Genomic DNA, 21,038 nt, shown 5'->3' on the forward strand with positions numbered 1-21,038 from the left:
AGACCAGGAGTTGCACTGATGGCCGACGACGACGAACTACGCCGGTACCTCAAGAAGACCGCCAAGGAGCTGTACGAGACCAAGCAGCGCCTGCGCACGCTCACCGATCGGATGCAGGAACCGATCGCGATCGTCGGTATGGCGTGCCGGTACCCGGGCGGCGTGCGCTCGCCCGAGCAGCTGTGGCAGTTGACGGCGACGGGCGGCGACGCCATCGGCGGCTATCCGACAGATCGCGGCTGGGATCTCGAGCGGCTGTTCGACCCGGACCCGGACGCGGCGGGCTCCATCTACACCCGCGAGGGCGGATTCCTCGACGATATCGGCGATTTCGACGCCGGCTTCTTCGGCATCGGCCCCCGCGAGGCCGCGGCGATGGATCCGCAGCAGCGCCTCATGCTGGAGGCGGCCTGGGAAGCGCTCGAGGACGCGGGAATCGACCCGATATCGTTGCGCGGCAGTGAAACCGGCGTCTTCGCCGGTGTCATCCACCAGCACTACGGTCCGCGGATCGGCTCGCCCACCATCGGCGCCGAGACCGAAGGCCATGCGTACCTGGGTGTTTCGAACAGCGTGCTGGCCGGGCGGATCGCCTACACGTTCGGTTTCACCGGCCCTGCGATCGCGGTGGACACCGCGTGTTCGTCCTCGCTGGTAGCGATCCATCTGGCCTGTCAGGCGCTGCGTTCCGGTGACACCGAGGTGGCGCTGGCCGGTGGCGTCACGGTGATGTCGGATCCGTCGCTGCTGATCGCCTTCGCCCGGCAGCGGGCCCTGTCGAGCGACGCGCGCTGCAAGGCGTTCGCGGCCGCCGCCGACGGCACCGGTTTCTCCGAGGGCCTCGGCATGCTTGTGCTGGAACGACTTTCCTACGCCCAGCGTGCGGGCCACAACGTGCTGGCGGTCATTCGCGGCAGCGCGGTCAATCAGGATGGCGCGAGCAACGGGCTCACCGCGCCCAACGGCCCGTCCCAGGAACGGGTCATCACCCAGGCATTGGCCAGCGCCGGGCTGGAGCCCGCCGATATCGACGCGGTCGAGGCGCACGGCACCGGCACCATGCTCGGCGATCCGATCGAGGCGCGGGCGCTCATCGGCGTCTACGGCGCCGGACGCCAGGGCGAGCCGTTACGGCTGGGCTCGCTGAAATCCAATATCGGTCACACTTCGGCCGCCGCCGGCGTCGGCGGCGTGATCAAGATGGTGCAGGCCATGCGCCACGGAGTGCTGCCACGCACGCTGCACGTGGATGAGCCCACGCCGCACGTGGATTGGTCCGCCGGTACCGTCCGCCTGCTCCAGGACAGCCACCCGTGGCCGGCCGGGGAGCGCGTGCGCCGGGCAGGTGTGTCGTCCTTCGGCGCCAGCGGGACCAACGCGCACCTCATTCTCGAAGAAGCACCTGCGGTGGACGTCACGGCCGCGCCGGAGACCACGCCGCGCGCCACGGCCGATCAGGTCGCGCTGGTGGTGTCCGCCAAATCCGAGGTCGCGCTGCGCGCGCAGGCGGATCGCCTGCGGCAGTGGCTGACCGAGCACCCCGACCTGGCCCCGCACGAGGTGGCACACGCCCTGCTGAGCTCGCGGGCGCTGCTCGAGTGGCGCGGTGCGGTCACCGGGCGCGACCGCGCGGAGCTGCTGGCCGGATTGGCGGATTTGGCTGCCGACGGGCCGAATTCGGTAGCGGCGAAGGCTGTTTCCGGCGCGACCGCATTCCTGTTCACCGGTCAGGGCGCGCAGCGGGTCGGAATGGGCGCCGCGCTCTACGACGCGTACCCGGCCTTCGCCACTGCGCTCGACGAGGTGTGCGCGGTGCTGGATCGGCCGCTGGGCCGATCGCTGCGCGAAGTGATGTTCAGCGATCCCGACGGTGTGCTCGATCGCACCGAATGGACGCAGCCCGCGCTCTTCGCGTTCGAAGTGGCGCTGTTCCGACTGCTGGAATCCTTCAGTGCCGCACCGGATGTGCTGGTCGGCCACTCGATCGGCGAACTGGCGGCCGCCCATGTCGCCGGAGTGCTTTCGCTGCCACACGCCTGCGCGCTCGTGGCGGCTCGCGGCCGCCTGATGGGTGCGCTGCCCGAGGGCGGCGCGATGCTGGCCGTGGGCGTCGACGCGGCGCGCGCGTCCGAACTCGTTGCGGCGGTGGCCGATCGAGTTTCGATCGGCGCGGCGAACGGCCCCGCCTCGACGGTGCTGTCCGGCGATACCGAGGCGATCGAGAGCCTCGAGCGTGAACTCGCCGCCGCGGGGATCCAGCACAAGCGGCTGCGGGTGAGCCATGCCTTCCATTCGGCGCGGATGACCCCGATGCTGGAGAAGTTCCGTTCGGTCGCGGCGAAACTCACCTACAACACCCCGGTCCTGCCGATCATCTCGACCGTCACCGGCGAACCGGCCGGAGCCGCCCTGACCGATCCCGAGTATTGGGTGGAGCAGGTCCGCGCGACCGTCCGCTTCGCACCCGCGATCGACACCTTGCGCGCCGACGGCATCAGCCGCTTCGTCGAGGTCGGGCCCGACGCGGTACTGACCGCCATGACACGCGAATGCCTCGGCGAGAACGCCGATCTCGCGACGACCGTGGCCGTGGCGCGACGGGCCTCCGACGAGGTCGCGCAGTTCGTCGCGGCCCTGGCCCGAATCCAGGTCAGCGGGGCGCGCGTCGACTGGCGCCCGGCCTTCGCCGGACCCGAGACGACCGATATCGCCCTGCCCAAGTACGCCTTCCAGCGGCGGCGCTACTGGCTGCAACCCGACCACGGCGTGACCGCCGACCTGTCGGACCATCCGATCCTCACCGGCGTCCTCGGCCTGGCCGGGTCGGACGAGTGGCTGTTCACCGGCCGGCTGTCGACGGCGACGCATCCGTGGATCGCCGACCACATGACCTACGGCGTGGTGGTCCTGCCCAGCGCCACGCTGATCGAGTTCCTGCTCGTCGCCGGCGGCCGGATCGGCTGTGCGGCAATCGAGGAACTCACCTTGCAGGCACCGATCGTGCCCGCCGCCGGCGCCGAGATCGAACTCCAGGTGCTGGTCCAGGCACCCGACGCGACCGGGCATCGCCCGTTCGAATTCTATTTCCGCACCTCGGCTTCCGACGAGTGGGTGCACAATGCGACCGGTTCGCTCGCCACCACCGCCGAGCGTGAGCCGGACGTGCTGGCCCGGCTGCGGGCCGAATCGTGGCCGCCCGCCGACGCACAACAGCTCGACAGTGCCGCGCTGCCCGCACAGATCGCCGCGGACGCTGGACTCGAGTACGGCCCGGCGTTCCTCGGGGTGCGACAGGTGTGGGAGCGCGCGGACGCCGTCTTCTCCGAGATCGCCCTGGACCCCGACCTCGGGGCCGCGCCCTCGGGTCGCCACACCCTGCATCCCGCGCTGCTCGACATGGTGATGCACGCCGCCTTCTCCAGGCTGATCTGGCGAGACGGCAACCCTGATCCGAATATCGGCAAGTTGCTGTTCCGCTGGGCCGGCGCCCGGTTCCACCATGCCGCGGGTGCGCGGCCCGCCGAGGTGTCCGCGCTGCGGGTCATCGCGGTCGCCCAAGGGCCCGAAGCGGTGGCGGTCGCCGCCGTCGACCCGGACGGCAATCCTGTGGTCTCGGTGGATGCCGTGGTGATGCGGCCCTACGACGTCAAGGAATTCCGCGGTGCGCTGGCCGCCGATGCCGCCGCGCTGTACGAAGTGCGCTGGGAGGTGGATCCGACCCCGGGCGAAACCGTCACCGGGGCCACCCTCGCGCTGTTGGCGGCGCCGGACACGGCAGCCGAGTTCGACACCCGATACGCGACGGTCGCCGATCTCGTTGCCGCCGAAGAGCTTCCGCACGCCGTCGTATTCCGAGTCGAATCCGATTCGACCGCACCGGCTTCCGGTGAACCGCACCGCGTGCGCGCCCGCGTGCACTCGACCTTGGCGCTGTTGCGCTCCTGGCTCGCACAGCCGCGCTTGGCCGACACCCGGCTGGTCGTGGTCACTTCGGGCGGTACCGGTGTCCCGGGCGAATCGCCTGATCCGGTGGCTGCCGCGGTGTGGGGTCTGCTGCGCAGCGCGCAATCGGAGCATCCCGATCGATTCGTCCTGATCGACGAGGATCCCGCCGCGCCCGCGCGGCCCGGCCGCATCGCGGCCGCCGTGGCCATGCGCGCACCACAGGTCGCGCTGCGCGGAGACGACCTCCTGGTGCCCCGGCTCCGGCTCGTGAACGAGACGGACAGTGCCACGACCGATTCCGCGGCCGACCTGGCCACGGCGACGGTCCTGATCACGGGCGGCACGGGTGGCCTCGGCTCGCTGTTCGCCCGGCACCTGGTCGCCGCATACGGTGTGCGCGAGCTGGTGCTGACCTCACGGCGCGGCCCGGAGGCCGCGGGAACCGCCGAGCTGGTCGCGGAATTGGCGGCGCTGGGTGCGCACGCTCGGGTCGTCGCCTGCGATGTGGCCGACCGCGAGGCGGTGCGCGCGCTGCTCGACGACATCGCCTTCGCCATCCCGATCGCGGTGGTGCACACCGCCGGTGTGCTCGACGACGGAACCGTCGCGGCGCTGACCGACGCGCAGGTCGACCGGGTGCTGGCACCGAAGGTCGACGGCGCGTGGCACCTGGACGAACTGACCCGCGACCGCGATGTCCGCGCATTCGTCCTGTTCTCCTCGATCGCGACCGTCCTCGGCACCTCGGGCCAGGCGAACTACGCCGCCGCGAATGGTGCGCTGGATGCGCTGGCCCAGCGCCGGCGCGCGGCCGGACGTCCGGGCACCGCGCTGGCCTGGGGTCCGTGGAATCAGTCCAGCGGCATGACCGGCGGACTGGATCGCGGTGCGCTGGCGCGCTGGGAACGACTCGGCCTGAGCCCGCTCGCCGACGCCGAGGGCATTCGTCTCTTCGACGAAGCGCTCACGCGTGGCGCGGCCCGGCCGGCGCCGATCCGGTTCGACGCGGCGGCCCTGCGCACCGCCGACGAGTCCGAGGTGCCCGAGGTACTGCGCGGCTTCCTCCCCCGCCGGACGCGAGCCGCCGCACCGGCTGCCGTCGCGGCGGGCGGTGCGCTCGCCGCTCGGCTGGCCGAGCTGCCCGCGGCACGGCGCGCCGAGGCGGTGCTCGAGGCCGTCCTGGTCGAAGCCGCGGCGGTCCTGGGACACGATTCCATGGCCGATATCCGGCCGGATCAGCGTTTCGACGAGATCGGATTCGATTCCCTCGGCGGCGTGGAGTTCCGCAACCGGCTCGGCAAGGCGACCGGGGTGAAGCTGCCCTCCACCTTGGTGTTCGACTATCCGACACCGGCGGCGGTGGCCACGATGATCCAGGGGCGGATCGAGCCGGCGCAGCGTGCGAGCACGCCGAAACCGCTGCGCCGGGTGCGCGCCGACGAGCCGATCGCGATCGTCGGAATGTCGTGCCGGTTCCCCGGCGGCGTCACCTCACCCGAGGAACTCTGGGACCTCGTCGCCAATCGCGTCGACGCCACCGGCGAATTCCCTGCCGACCGCGAGTGGGACCTGGACCAGCTGTTCGACACCGACCCCGACAAGCCGGGCACCGTCTACACCCGGCGCGGCGGATTCCTCTACGACGCCGCCCAATTCGATCCCGGCTTCTTCGGGATCGGGCCAAGCGAAGCGGCCGCGATGGATCCGCAGCAGCGGCTGCTGCTCGAAGTCTCCTGGGAGGCACTGGAACACGCGGGCATCGATCCAGAGTCGCTGCGCGGCAGCGATACCGGCGTCTTTGCCGGCGCGGGCTTCTCCGGGTACGTCGACCGGGTGCAGGGCGAGCTGGAGGGGTACCGGCTCACCGGCACCACCAGCAGCGTCGTCTCCGGGCGCGTTGCCTACGCCTTCGGGCTGGAGGGGCCCGCGGTCACCGTCGACACCGCGTGCTCGTCCTCTCTGGTCTCGCTGCACCTGGCGTGCCAGGCGCTGCGCCAGGGTGATACGTCGCTGGCGCTGGCCAGCGGCGCGACCGTCTTCGCGAGCCCGTACCTGTATGTCGATTTCGCGCGGCAGCGCGGCCTGTCCCCCGACGGCCGCTGCAAACCGTTCTCCGCCGGAGCCGACGGCGTCGGCTTCGCCGAGGGCGTGGGCGTGCTGGTGCTCGAGCGGCTCTCCGACGCGCGCCGCCTCGGACACGAGGTACTGGCGCTGGTCAGCGGCACGGCCGTGAATCAGGACGGCGCCAGCAATGGCCTGACCGCGCCGAACGGTCCGTCGCAGGAACGCGTCATCGCCCAGGCGCTGGCCAACGCGGGTATCACCGCGGCCGATGTGGACGCGGTGGAAGCGCACGGCACGGGCACCCCACTCGGTGATCCGATCGAGGCGAACGCGCTGATCGCCGCCTACGGACAGGACCGCGGCGAGCGCGACTCGCTGCGTATCGGCTCGATCAAATCGAATATCGGGCACACGGTCGCCGCGGCCGGTGTCGGTGGCGTGATCAAGATGGTGCAGGCGCTGCGCCACGAGACGCTGCCGCCGTCGCTGCATGCCGAAACCACGTCGCCGCACGTGGATTGGTCCGCCGGTGCGGTGCGAGTGCTGGCCGAGGCGGAGCCGTGGCCATCCGGTGGCGCGGTGCGCCGCGCGGGTGTCTCCTCGTTCGGTGTCAGCGGCACCAACGCGCACGCGATCATCGAGGAGGCGCCGCGGACAACGGTGCTGCCGGTCGATCGGCCGGCCGAGGAGGAGGCAGCGCCGCTGCTGCTGTCGGCGAAGACCGAGACCGGCCTGCGGGCGCAGGCCGCGGCGCTGTCGCGGTGGCTCACCGAGCATCCCGGGCCCGCGCTCGATGATGTCGCCTACTCGCTGGTGACGAGCCGCGCCCGATTCGAGTGGCGTGCCGCGATTCTCGCCGAAGATCTGGACTCCGCGCGTACCGCGCTGTCCGCGCTGGCCGCGGGCGACACCGCCTACGGCGTCGCGCTGGGCCGGGCCCGGTCGCGGCCCACCGCCTTCCTGTGCACCGGTCAGGGCGCGCAGCGGGCGGGGATGGGCCGCGAACTGTACGAGGAGTTCCCGGTTTTCGCGACCGCGCTGGACGAGGTCTGCGCGCACCTGGATCCACTGCTCGATGCTCCCCTGCGGGAGTTGATGTTCACCGGTCGCGATGCGGGATCGGCGGACGCGCTGGACCGCACGGAAATCACCCAGCCCGCGCTCTTCGCCTACGAGGTAGCGCTGTTCCGCTTGCTCGAATCATTCGGTGTGACAGCGGAATTCCTGATCGGTCATTCGATCGGCGAACTCGCCGCGGCCTATCTGGCCGGGGTGTGGACGCTGCCCGACGCCTGCCGGATGGTGGCGGCCCGCGGCCGTCTGATGGGCCGATTGCCCACCGGTGGTGCGATGCTGGCGATCGCCGCACCGGAGCTCGAGGTCGCGGCGCTGCTGGCCGAGACCGGACAGCTGTCCTTCGCCGCGGTGAATTCCCCGTTCTCGGTGGTTGTTTCCGGTGACGAGCAGGCCATCGCGCTGCTCGCCGCGAGCTGCGGCGAGCGCGGCTGGAAGAACTCGCGGCTGCGGGTGTCGCACGCCTTCCATTCACATCTGATGGATCCGATGCTGGCCGAGTTCGCCGAGGTGGCGGCGTCGGTGACCTATCACGAACCGCGAATTCGCCTGATCTCCACGGTTTCCGGCGGGCTCGCCGGTGCTGAACTGCTCGACCCCGGCTACTGGGTCCGCCAGGTGCGCGAGGCGGTCCGTTTCGGGGACGCGATCGCCACGCTGACCGCCGCGGGCGTCCGCCGGTTCGTGGAACTCGGCCCCGACGCGGTGCTGACGGCGATGGTGCACCAGTGCCTGACCGCCGAGGTCGAGGCGGACGCCGCGGCCGTGGCCGTCGCGCGCCGTGGCGCGCCCGAGGTGCGTCAGTTGCTGGCCGGTCTGGCGCAGGCGCAGGTCGCCGGTGTCGAGGTCGACTGGACGGACTACTTCGCACGACGCGCGGCGTCGCGAGTGCCGTTGCCCACCTACGCGTTCGAACGGCGGCGGTACTGGCTCGAGTCCGCGCGCGCCGGGGCGGGGGTCGAATACGCGGGTCTGCATCCGGTCGACCACCCGCTGCTGGGTGCGGTGGTCTCCGCGCCGGAGTCGGGTGAGGTGCTGGTGACCGGTCGCCTGTCGATCGCGGCGCAGCCGTGGCTGGCCGATCACGTCATCGCGGGAGCCTCGATCTTCCCCGGCACCGGATTCGCCGAACTCGCGATCTCGGCCGGGCGCGCCGTGGACTGCGGGGTGCTCGAGGAGCTGACCCTGCAAGCGCCGCTGGTCCTGCCCGCGACCGGCGGTACCCGCATCCAGGTGGTGCTCGGCGGTGGCGACCGGGACTCGCGATCGGTCGCCATCTACTCCAGCGCGGATGACCTCGAGGGCGAGCAGTGGACGCTGCACGCGCGCGGCCGCCTGACCGATGACACCGGCCGTACGGCGGTTTCGCACTCCCGTTCCGCCGCCGGTACCTGGCCGCCCGCGGCCGCCACCGAATTCGACGTCGCGGCCGGATACACCGCCCTGTTCGAGCGCGGCTACGAATACGGCCCCGCTTTCCAAGGTGTTCGCGCGCTGTGGCGCGACGGCGCGGACGTTCTCGCCGAAATCACCACGCACGACGCGCTTTCCGGCGCGTTCGCCATCCACCCGGCGCTGCTGGACGCCGCGCTGCACGCGGGCCATCTCGTGGACGCGCTGGAAAGCGCGGCGGGTGCACCGGATTCCGCGTTCACGGTCGAGCGCGGCCAGATCGCCCTACCGTTCGCCTGGGAGTCGGTCGCGATCTCGGCGTCCGCCGGATCCGTGCTGCGGGTCCGGCTGAGTCCACGCGGATCCGCCGTGACGGTCTCGGTCGAGGACGAGCACGGACGATCCGTTCTGACCGGATCCGTGACGCCGCGCCCGATCCCGCTCGATCAGTTCGCCGTCGGTACCGACGCGTCCGCTCCCGTGCTGGATCTCGTCTGGTCGCCGGTCGACTCCACCTCCAGCGAACTCGCGGACGGACTGCCGCGGCTTTCGACCTTCCGGCAGGACTCGGACCGGTCCGACTTCGATCTGGTGCTCGCCGGTACGGAGCCCGGCCCCGCGAGCGGCGCGACCGCGCCTGTCATCGTCGTCGAGGCCGGTTCCGGATGGTCCGGCAGGACAGCGGATTCCGACATCGTGGCCGCCACCCACGCCGAGGTCACGCGCGTTCTCGACCTCGTGCGCGGCTGGCGGAGCGCGGCGCTGCCCTCGACTCTGCTGATCGCCACCCAGGGCGCGGTGGCACTGCCCGGCGAGGAGCCACGGGATCTCGCGGGTGCCGCGGTGTGGGGGCTGGTGCGCTCGGCACAGGCCGAGGATCCCGAGCGAATTGTGCTCGTGGACAGCGACAGCGAGCTCGATGCCGCGCTGGCGGCCGCCGTGCTGGCGGTCGGCGAGCCGCAGGTGGTCGTGCGGGATGCTCGCGTATACACCGCCCGCCTGACCCGATCCGGTTCCCCCGCACCGGAATCGGCTGAGCCGCGTCCGTTCGGTGCCGGTACCGTCCTGATCACCGGTGGCACAGGCGGATTGGGTGCGACCGTCGCGCGGTATGTCGTCGCCGAGCACGGCGTTCCGTCGGTGCTGTTGGTCAGTCGGCGCGGGCCGCAGGCCGAGGGCGTGAGCGCACTGACCGCCGAATTGGAACAGTTGGGCGCGCACGTGCGGGTGGTGGCGTGCGATGTCACCGACGCCGGCGCGCTCACCGCGGCGCTGGCCGAATGCCCGGCGCAATGGCCGCTGTCGGCCGTCGTCCATGCCGCGGGCGTCCTCGACGACGCCACGATCGATGCGCTGACCGCGCGGCAGATCGACGCCGTGCTGGCGCCGAAGGTCGATGCCGCGTGGCAGTTGCACCAGGCGACGACGGACGCGAATCTGGCTGCGTTCGTGGTGTTCTCGTCGATATCCGGCACGGTCGGCGGGCCCGGACAGGGCAACTACGCCGCCGCCAACACCTTCCTGGACGCGCTCGTCGCACACCGCAGGGCGCAGGGACTACCGGGTCAGTCACTGGCGTGGGGTCCGTGGGCGAGCGGGATGGGCGGCCGATTGTCCGCGGCCGACGCGGCCCGGCTCGCGCGGAGCGGACTCACCCCGCTGTCGGAGCGGCAGGCGCTGGCGGGCTGGCGGGCGGCGCTCGCGGCACGGCGCGCGCTCGCGGTGATCGCGTCGCTCGACACCGCCGCGCTGCGCACCGGACTCGAGTCCGGGCTGCTGCCGCCGGTGTTCCAGGATCTGGTTCCGGCGGCGAGACGCCGGGTTGCCCGTGGCGCGACCGCCGCACCGGCGCGACGGCTCTCCACGCTCGATACCGCCGAGCGGCGACAGGCGGTGTTCGATACCGTGCGTGCCGAGGTCGCGGCGGTCTTGGGCGGCGGCGGGGCGTCGGCCATCGAAGCCGATCGCGCCTTCCAGGATCTGGGATTCGATTCGCTGAGCGCAGTGGAACTACGGAATCGGCTGAAAGCCGCTACCGGAGTGGCCCTTTCGGCCGCCGTGGTCTTCGACTATCCAACACCGCAGACACTGGCGAACTACATCGCGGACGAGTTGGCCGGCGTCGGCGAGAGCGTCACGGTCACGGCGACCGAGGCGGTCGATGACGACCCGATCGTGATCGTGGGTATGGCCTGCCGCTACCCCGGCGGCGTCGAATCACCCGAAGACCTCTGGAAACTCGTCGCCGACGGCATCGACGCCACCACCGAATTCCCCACCAACCGCGGCTGGGACATCGACCGCATCTACGACCCCACCGGCGAACTACCCAACCGCTCCTACACCCGCTCCGGCGGATTCCTGCACACCGCAGGCAATTTCGACCCCGCCTTCTTCGGCATCAGCCCGAACGAAGCCACCACCATGGACCCACAACAATTCCTGCTACTCGAAACCTCCTGGGAGGCATTCGAACGCGCCGGAATCGACCCGAACACCCTGCGCGGCAGCGCCACCGGCGTCTGGGCCGGAATGATGTACCACGACTACCCCAACAACTCGGCGACCGGTTCGGTCGCCTCGGGCCGGGTCTCCTACACCTTCGGGCTGGAGGGACCGTCGATCACCGTCGACACTGCCTGCTCGTCCTCGCTGGTAGCCATGCATCTGGCGGCGCAGTCGCTGCGCTCGGGGGAATGCGAGCTCGCGCTGGCCGGTGGCGTGACGGTGATGGCCAGCCCCGAGACCTTCGTGGAGTTCTCCAGGCAGCGGGGGCTGTCGCCGGATGGCCGCAGCCGATCCTTTGCCGACTCCGCCGACGGTGTCGCGTGGTCCGAGGGTGTCGGTGTGCTGGTGCTGGAACGGCTGTCCGCCGCTCGGCGCAACGGCCACAGCGTCCTGGCCGTGGTCTCGGGCTCGGCGGTGAACCAGGACGGGGCCTCCAACGGCCTGACCGCACCCAATGGTCCGTCGCAACGCCGGGTGATCCGCCAGGCGCTGGCCAACGCCGGTGTGGCGCCGGAGGAGGTGGACGTGGTCGAAGGCCACGGCACCGGCACGGTGCTGGGCGATCCGATCGAGGCCGAAGCCATCATCGCCACCTACGGCCATGATCGCGCGGCGGAGCAGCCGCTGTGGCTCGGTTCGTTGAAATCGAATCTCGGGCACTCGCAGGCCGCGGCGGGCGTGGGCGGCGTGATCAAGATGATCATGGCGATGCGGCACGAAACACTGCCGCGCACACTGCATGTCGATCAGCCCTCGACGAAGGTCGACTGGTCCGCGGGCGAGGTGCGGCTGCTCACCGAACAGCGGCCCTGGCCCACCACCGATCACCCACGCCGCGCGGGGATTTCGTCGTTCGGCATCAGCGGGACCAACGCGCACATCATCCTCGAACAGCCACCGCGGGAGCGCGGCGTCGCCGCCCGCACGCCGGGCGCCGACATCGCGCCGTGGGCGCTCTCGGCGCACAGCGCCGCCGCGCTCACCGCTCAGGCCGCGCGCCTGTCCGCGGCGGTGGCGGACCTCGAACCGGTCGATGTGGGCCATTCGCTGGCCGCCCGAAGCGTTTTCGAGCATCGCGCGGTGATCATCGGCGACGACCCGCGCGTCGGCGTGCGCGCGCTGGCCGCCGGTGCGGCGGTCCCGGGCGTGCTCTCGGGGCGCGCGATACCGGGTGCGACGGGCTTCGTCTTCTCCGGTCAGGGCTCGCAATGGGCCGACATGGCGACGGAACTGCGCGTATCCCCGGTGTTCGCCGAGGTATTCGACGGGATTGTCGCGGAGCTGGACGGTCTGCTCAGCGAATCCGGCTCGTTGCTCGACGCGCTGGGATCCCCCGAGGCGATCGACCGGACGGTGTTCACCCAGGCCGGCCTGTTCGCCTTCGAGGTCGCGCTGTATCGGATGCTCGAATCCTGGGGCGTGCGACCAGATTTCGTGGCAGGCCACTCCATCGGCGAGGTCGCCGCCGCGCATATCGCCGGTGTGCTGTCCCTGTCGGATGCGTGCGTGCTCGTCGCCGCCCGCGGCCGCCTGATGCAGGCGCTGCCCGCCGAGGGGGCGATGCTCGCCGTCGGGGCCACCGAGTCCGAGGTGCTGGCGCTGCTGGGCCCGGATGTCTCGATCGCCGCGGTCAACAGCCCCGATTCGGTGGTGGTCTCGGGCGCGAGCGCGGGTATCGACGCACTGGCGCACCACTGCGCCGAGAATGGCTGGCGGACCAACCGTTTGCGTGTTTCGCACGCGTTCCATTCGGCCCTGATGGATCCGATGCTGGCGGAGTTCGAGGCCGCCATCGCCGGTGTGCGGTTCGAGATGCCGTCGATTCCGCTGGTATCGACGGTATCCGGCGCCCGCGTGACCGACGAGATGTCGGACCCCGGCTACTGGGTCCGGCAGGTACGCGAACCGGTGCGGTTCGCCGACGCGGTGACCACGATGGTGGGCGCGGGCGTCACGCGGGTCCTCGAGATCGGGCCCGACGCCGTCCTGACGCCGATGGTCGCTCGTACCGTCGACGTGCTTCCCGACACCGACCCGGTGCTGGCCCTGGCCGTGGCCCGGCGCGACGACGCCACCACGGCCACGGCGCTCACGGCGGTGGCGAAGCTGTTCGTCGCCGGGGCCGCGGTGGACTGGGCCCGGTTCTATTCGGCCGCGGGGGCGCAGCGGGTCCATCTACCCACCTACGCCTTCCAGCACGAGCGCTACTGGCTCGACGCGAAGACCCATCTGTCGACCACGTGGCTGGCGGGGCTCGCCGGCGGCGCGGACGCCGCCGGTCTGGCCCCCGCCGAGCACCCGCTGCTGGGCGCCGTGGTGCCGCAGCCCGATACCGGCGGAGTGAGCTTCACCGGCCGGTGGTCGATCGACTCGATCGACTGGCTCGCCGATCACAGCGTGCTGGGCACCGTCCTGCTGCCGGGTACCGGATTCGTCGAATTGGCTTTGCATGCCGGCAATTCGGTCGGTTGCGGTGTGGTCGAGGAGCTGATCCTGCACGCGCCCCTGCCGTTGCCCGCCCAGGGCAGCGTCGATGTGCAGGTCGTCGTCGGCGCCGCCGACGGCACCGGCCGACGGCGCGTGAGCATTCACTCCCGGCCGCTCGAACAAGCCGAGTGGACCAAGCACGCGGAGGGTGCGGTCGTCGCCGCGGACGGCCGCGCCGACTTCGATTTCGTCAGCTGGCCGCCGGCGGGCGCCGAATCGATGGCGGTCGCCGACGCTTACGACGAACTGCTGGATCTCGGATACGGGTACGGCCCGTACTTCCAAGGGCTCCAGGCGATGTGGCGGCGCGGCGCGGAGTTGTTCGCCGAGGTCGCACTGCCCGATCCGGCGGCCGCGCAGGGATACGGCCTGCACCCGGCCCTGTTCGACGCCGCCATGCACGCGTTCATCGTGCACAGCATCCGAGGTGGGCGCGAGGGCGGTCCAGCGCTGCCGTTCAGCTGGAACCGGGTGGCGCTGCACGCCGCCGGGGCGGCGGCGGTGCGGGTGCGGATCGCCGGTGCGGGTGAACGTTTCTCGCTCCAGATCGCCGATACCGCAGGCGATCCCGTGCTCTCGGTCGAGAGCCTGGTCTCTCGTCCGGTGTCGGCGGAACAGCTGGGCGCCGGGCGAATGCCGGACGCACTGTTCGGGATCGAGTGGCAGCCCGCGCCCCCGCCCGCTGCCCCGGTCGATCCTGCCCGGGTGGTGCTCCTCGGTGACGCGGACGGAACCGAGCTTTCGACGGTGCACGCGGATCTCGGTGCCTTGGTCGCCGCGCTCGATGCCACCGGCGACGCTCCCGAAGTCGTCGTTTTCACCTGCCCCCGCGACGACAGCGCGGTGCCGCTGGCAGCGCGGGCGATAACCGTCGGCGTGCTCGGCCTGCTGCAAGCCTGGCTGACGGAACCGCGACTCGGCGATACCCGTCTCGTGGTGGTCACCGAACACGCTGTGTCGGTCCATGATTCGGCGATCGATCCGGCGCAGTCGCCGGTGTGGGGCCTGGTCCGCGCCGCTCAAGCGGAGAACCCGGACCGTTTCCAGCTGCTCGACGTCGAGACCACCGGTGATTCCGGTGCGCTCGTACGGGCGGTCGCTGCCCTCGGGACCGAACCGGAAGCCGCGATGCGCGACTCCCTCGTGCGCGTGCCGCGTCTGGTCGGCGGGCTCGGCGGCACTTCCGCACCGCCGGACGACGTGCCGCCGAGGCCGGGAACCGTGTTGGTCACCGGCGGCACCGGCGGTCTGGGCGCGGTGATCGCCCGGCATCTGCTCCTCGAATACGGTGTGCCGCACCTGGTGCTGACCTCCCGCCGTGGTCTCGACGCGCCGGGCGCCCTCGCGCTGCGCGACGAATTGGCCGGGCTCGGCGCGGAAGTCACCGTCGCGGCCTGCGACGTGTCCGACCGCGCCGCGCTCGCGACACTGCTCGCGGATCTGCCGGAGCTCACCGGTGTCGTGCACGCGGCGGGCGCCGCGGACAACGCGGTGCTCGCATCGATGACCGCACAGCGGATCGATGACGTGTTCCGCCCCAAGGTCGACGCGGCCTGGCATCTGCACGAGCTGACCCGCGACCGGCCGCTGTCGATGTTCGTCCTGGTGGCCTCGGCCGGCGGGCTGGTGCTGGCGGCGGGACAGGCCAACTACGCGGCCGCCAACGTCTTCCTGGACGGGCTCGCGGCGCATCGGCGCGGCCTCGGATTGCCCGCTACCGCCATCGATTACGGCATGTGGGAACGATCCAGCGGTCTCGGCACCGCGCTGACCGGCGAGGATTTCGACCGGCTGCGCCGCCAGGGCTTCCCGCCGCTGTCCGAGGCCGACGGTCTCGCGCTGTTCGACGGTGCGATCGTCTCGGGCGAGTCCCAGGTGGTCGCGCTGCGCGTCGATCGGGCGATCCTGCGCAAGCGGGGCGAGCAGCTGCCCGCCCTGGTGCGCGAACTGGTGCCCGCGCCCGTCAAGCGCGCGAGCCGACCGGATTCGGCGCTCGCGCTCGATCTGGCGGGTCTGCCGGAGGCCGACCGGGACAGCGCGGTGCTGGATCTGGTGCGGTCGGTCGCGGCCGAGGTGCTCGGTCACGCCTCGCCGGAGGCGATCGAACCCGGACAGGCCTTCCAGCAGCTCGGCTTCGATTCGCTGAGCGCGGTCGAGTTCCGCAACAAGCTCAATACCGCGACCGGACTGCGTCTTCCGGCCACGACCGTCTTCGATTTCCCCAACCCGCGGGCGGTCGCCGAGTTCATCGGGTCGCAGCTGGCGGGCAGTGCGCCGGTCGAGCAGCAGGCGGTGCGGCGGGTCCGGGCCGACGACGAGCCGATCGCGGTGGTCGCGATGGCCTGCCGGTACCCGGGTGGCGTCACCTCGCCGGAGGACCTGTGGGAGCTCGTGGTCGAGGGCCGCGACACCAACGGTGAGATGCCCACCGATCGCGGCTGGGACCTCGACGGCATTTACGACCCGGAACCCGGCACGCCGGGCAAGACCTACACCCGCCGAGGCAGCTTCCTGTATTCGGCCGCCGACTTCGACGCGGACTTCTTCGGCATCAGCCCGAACGAGGCCACCGTGATGGACCCGCAGCAGCGATTGCTGCTCGAGGTCTCCTGGGAGGCGCTGGAGCGGGCCGGAATGGACCCGGAAGCGTTGCGCGGCAGCTCGACCGGTGTCTTCACCGGCCTGATGTATCACGACTACGCCCAGGGCAGCGGCAGTGGCAGCGGCGCGGCGGGCAGTCTGGTGTCGGGCCGGGTGTCCTATGTGTTCGGCTTGGAGGGGCCGTCGGTCAGCGTCGACACGGCGTGCTCGTCCTCGCTGGTGGCCCTGCACCTGGCCGGGCAGTCGCTGCGGTCGGGCGAATGCGACCTGGCGCTCGCGGGCGGCGTCGCGGTCATGGCGACGCCGGATATGTTCCTCGAGTTCGGGCGGCAGCGCGGCCTGTCGCCGGACGGGCGCTGCCGCTCGTTCTCCGACGAGGCCGACGGTGTCGGCTGGTCCGAGGGCGCGGGCATGCTCGTCCTGGAACGTTTGTCGGACGCGCGGCGCAACGGGCACGAGGTGCTGGCGGTGCTGGCCGGTTCGGCGGTGAACCAGGACGGCGCGTCGAACGGTCTGACCGCACCGAACGGCCCCTCCCAGCAGCGGGTGATCCGCCAGGCCCTGGCCAACGCGGGTCTGGCCCCGTCGGCCGTCGACGCCGTCGAGGCGCACGGCACCGGCACCACGCTCGGTGATCCCATCGAAGCCCAGGCGCTGCTCGCCACGTACGGGCAGCACCGGGACGCGGACCAGCCGCTGTGGCTGGGTTCGCTGAAGTCGAATATCGGGCACACCCAGGCCGCGGCGGGCGTGGGCGGCGTGATCAAGATGGTCATGGCCATGCGCCACGGTGTGCTGCCGCGCACCCTGCACGCGGAGCAGCCGAGTTCGAAGGTCGACTGGTCCGACGGTCAGGTGCGGTTGCTGACCGAGCAGGTGGCCTGGCCGCAGGTGGATCGTCCACGGCGCGCGGCGGTTTCGTCGTTCGGGATCAGCGGTACGAACGCACATGTCGTGCTCGAACAGGCCCCGGTCGCAGCGGCGGCGACGGTTCCGCCGAGCACTCCCCCCGGCGGCCTGGTGCCGTGGGTGCTGTCGGCCCGCACTGCCGACGCGCTGCGAGCGCAGGCCGAACGCCTGGAACAGGCCGGTGCCGTTCATGATTCGATCGATCTCGGATTCTCGCTGGCGGCGACACGAACGGTGCTGGGTCAGCGGGCGGTCGTCGTCGCGGCGGACAGCGGCGAACTGCGTACCGGCCTCCGGGCTCTGGCTCGCGCGCAGGCCGCACCGCAGGTGGTCACCGGGCGTGCGGTTTCCGGTGGCACCGGATTCGTGTTCTCCGGTCAGGGCGCGCAGTGGGCGGGCATGGCCCATGGTCTGCGGACGTACCCGGTATTCGCCGAGCATTTCGACGCGATCGTGGCGGAGCTGGGTTCGCAGTTGGCGCAACCACTTTCGCTCGAGGACGCGCTGACCGACCCGGCGGCGGTCGACGCGACCGTCTTCGCCCAGGCCGGTCTGTTCGCCTTCGAGGTGGCGCTGTTCCGCCTCCTCGAATCCTGGGGGCTGCGTCCGGATGTGGTGGCGGGGCACTCGATCGGTGAGATCGGGGCGGCCCATGTCGCCGGTGTACTCACGCTGAGCGATGCCTGCGCACTGGTCGCGGCCCGCGGCCGGTTGATGCAGGCGCTGCCGTCCGGTGGCGCGATGGTCGCCGTCGGAGCGCCGGAAGCCGAGGTGCTGCCGCTGCTTTCGGGTGCGACGGCGATCGCCGCGGTCAACGGACCGGCCTCGGTGGTGCTCGCCGGGGCCGAGCACGATATCGCCGAGGTACTGGATCGCTGCGTCGCGAACGGCTGGCGGACGCATCGGCTGCGGGTATCGCATGCCTTCCATTCGATGCTGATGGATCCGATGCTCGCCGAATTCGGTTCTGTGGTCGAAGGATTGAGCTTCACGCAGCCCCGGCTGACGCTGGTGTCCACGGTGACCGGCACGCGCGTCACCGACGAGATGACCGATCCGGGCTACTGGATCCGGCAGGTGCGCGACACCGTCCGCTTCGCGGATGCCGTCGCCACCATGGCGGCTCTGGGCACCACCCGCCTCGCCGAGGTCGGCCCCGACGCCGTGCTGTTCCCGATGCTCGAGCAGATTCTCGACGGCCGGGACGTGACCGCGGTCGCGCTCGCCCGCCGCGAGCAGGCCGACGCCGCCACCGTGCTGACCGGCGTGGCGCGGCTGTTCGTCGCCGGAGCCGAAGTCGACTGGGCCGCGTACTACGCGGGCACCGGTGCGCATCGAATCGACCTGCCCACCTATGCCTTCCAGCGCAAGCGCTTCTGGGCCGAGGGCCGGATCGCCGGTGGCGGCGGTGCGGCGGCTTTGGGACTCGGCGACAGCGGCCACCCGCTGGTCTCCGCCGTGATCTCCCAACCGGAAGACGGGGCGGTCACCTTGGCCGGGCTGCTCTCGGTGCAGGCCCAGCCCTGGCTTGCCGAGCATCGGGTACTGGGCAAGGTGCTGTTCCCCGGCACCGGTCTGGTCGAACTCGCGCTGCACGCCGGAGCGCTGGTCGGCCTGCCGACCCTGGCGGAACTGGTGCTGCGAGCACCGCTGGTGCTACCGGAGAACGGCGGCGTCGCGGTGCGGGTGCGAACCGGAGCCGAGGACGAGACCGGGCGGCGCGCGGTGCGGATATTCGCCTGCCCCGCCGCCGAGGTCGATGCCGCGGCTGACTGGACATTGCATGCCGAAGGCAGCCTCGCCCCGGAAAGCGCACGCGCCGCCGACCTCACCGCCTGGCCACCACCCGGCGCCCACGCGCTCGAGATCGACGGTCTGTACGACGAATTGCTCGCCGCCGGATACGCCTACGGCCCCCGCTTCCAAGGTCTGCGGGCCGCCTGGCAACACGGGGAGCAGGTGTTCGCCGAGGTCGCGTTGCCACAGGCGCAGGACGCCACCGGCTTCGGGCTGCATCCGGCACTGCTCGACGCCGCCATGCACGCGCTGCACCCGGCCGGTTTCCTGGCCACGACCGAGGACGGCGTCGCGTTGCCGTTCGAATGGTCCGGGGTCACCGTGCACGCGGCCGGGGCCGACACTCTGCGCGTCCGGCTGACTCGCGTCGGTGAGCACACCGTCACGGTCGACCTGGCGGATTCGGCCGGTGCCCCGGTCGCTTCCGTGCGGACGCTGGCGTCCCGGCCGATCGATCCGGCGCATCTGCTGGCAGGCTCGTCGGTGCTCGACAATGCCCTGTTCGATGTCGAGTGGACGCCGATCATGGTGCCGGACACCGCGATCGAGGCGGTGACGTGGCCGGAGGTCGGCACCGAGGTACCGGCGGTCGTGCTGTACGACGGTCCGGCGGGCAGTGATCCCGACACCGTGCGGGCAGCGACCCATGCCGCGCTCGCGGTGCTGCAGTCCTGGATCACCGAGGCGCGATTCGACAACTCGCTGCTGGTGGTGCGCACCACCGGCGCGGTGTCGGTGACCGGCGAGGACGCACCGAATCTGGCCGGTGCCGCGGTGCGCGGTCTGGTGCGGTCGGCGCAGGCGGAGCATCCGGGTCGGATCGTCCTGGTGGACGCCGATTCTCGGATCGAGGATCTGCTCGGCGGAATCGCGGCCGCGGCCGAACCGCAGCTCGCGGTGCGCGCCGGGCGGCTGTACCGCGCGCGTCTGGCCCGGGTGACGACCACCGCGGCGAGCATCGAATTCGGACCGGACGAGACGGTCCTGATCACCGGTGCGAGCGGCTACCTGGGCGGCTTGTTCGCCCGGCACCTGGTCACGCGCGGCGTCCGGCACCTGCTGCTGGTGAGCAGGCGTGGCGCCGACGCGCCCGGTGCGGCCGAATTGCGGACGGACCTGGGCGAACTCGGCGCTTCGGTCGACTTCGCGGCCTGCGATGTCACCGATCGGGCCGCGCTCGCACAGGTAGTGGCCGCCGTGCCCGCCGACCGTCCGCTGCGCGGTGTCTTCCACACCGCGGGCGTGCTCGACGACGGGGCGATCGGCTCGCTCACCCCGGATCGGATGGACGCGGTACTGCGCCCCAAGGTCGATGCCGCGCTGCACCTGCACGCGCTGACCGCCGACCTGGATCTGACGGCGTTCGTCCTGTTCAGTTCGGTGGCGGGTGCGTTCGGCGGACCTGGTCAGGGCAATTACGCGGCAGCCAACTCCTGCCTGGACGCGCTTGCGGTGCACCGTCGAGCGACCGGTCACGCGGGGCAGTCGCTGGCCTGGGGCGCGTGGGAGTCCTCCGGCGGCATGACCGCCGAACTCGGCGCGGCGGACCGCGAGCGCATGTCGCGTGCGGGCCTGCTGCCGCTGTCGCAGGACCAGGGTGTGGCGTTGTTCGACGCCGTGGCGGGTACCGAGGTCGCCGCACCGGTGCTCGCCCAGCTGGATCCGCGCCGGATCGGCACGGGCCCGGCGGCCACCCTGGTCGAGGCGCTGGTACCGGCTCGTCGTGCCGCACCCGTCGATTCCGGTGCCGAACTGCGCCGGCGCTTGGCCGACACTCCGGAGATCGAACGATCCTCGGTACTGGTCGAAGTGGTTCGCGCGCAGGCCGCTGCCGTGCTGGGACACGCCGATGCCTCCGCCATCGCGACCGACCGGGCGTTCAACGAACTGGGATTCGACTCGATCACCGCGATCGAATTCCGCAACGGGCTCATGGCGGCCACGGGGCTGCGGCTCCCGGCGACCCTCATCTTCGACTATCCGAGCCCGCAGGCGCTGGCCGGTCATCTGATGGGCGAACTCGTCGTGGCACCCGAACCGGACCGATCGGCGGAGCTGTCCGACACCGATATTCGCGATGCCCTGCAAGGGATTTCGCCGGCCCGCCTGCGGGATTCGGGTCTGCTGACCGCCCTGCTGGCGCTGCGGGACGATCCCGCGGCGGATCAGCCCGGCGAGATCGAGGAATCGATCGACGCGCTGGATCTCGACGACTTGATCAACTTGGCTTACAACTCCGAGGACTGAGCGATATGACGAAC

1 protein-coding gene is annotated in these 21,038 nt (G+C 71.3%); it reads left to right on the top strand.

Going from position 1 to position 21,038, the window contains the following annotated elements; genetic code table 11:
• Positions 1-18: 18 nt before the first annotated feature.
• Complete coding sequence (locus ACFVMC_RS02585; protein WP_379206206.1) at positions 19-21,024, top strand: SDR family NAD(P)-dependent oxidoreductase; 21,006 nt, start codon at positions 19-21, stop codon at positions 21,022-21,024.
• Positions 21,025-21,038 lie beyond the last annotated feature (14 nt).

Source organism: Nocardia sp. NPDC127579, assembly GCF_042672005.1.
In the GTDB taxonomy this organism is placed as follows: domain Bacteria; phylum Actinomycetota; class Actinomycetes; order Mycobacteriales; family Mycobacteriaceae; genus Nocardia.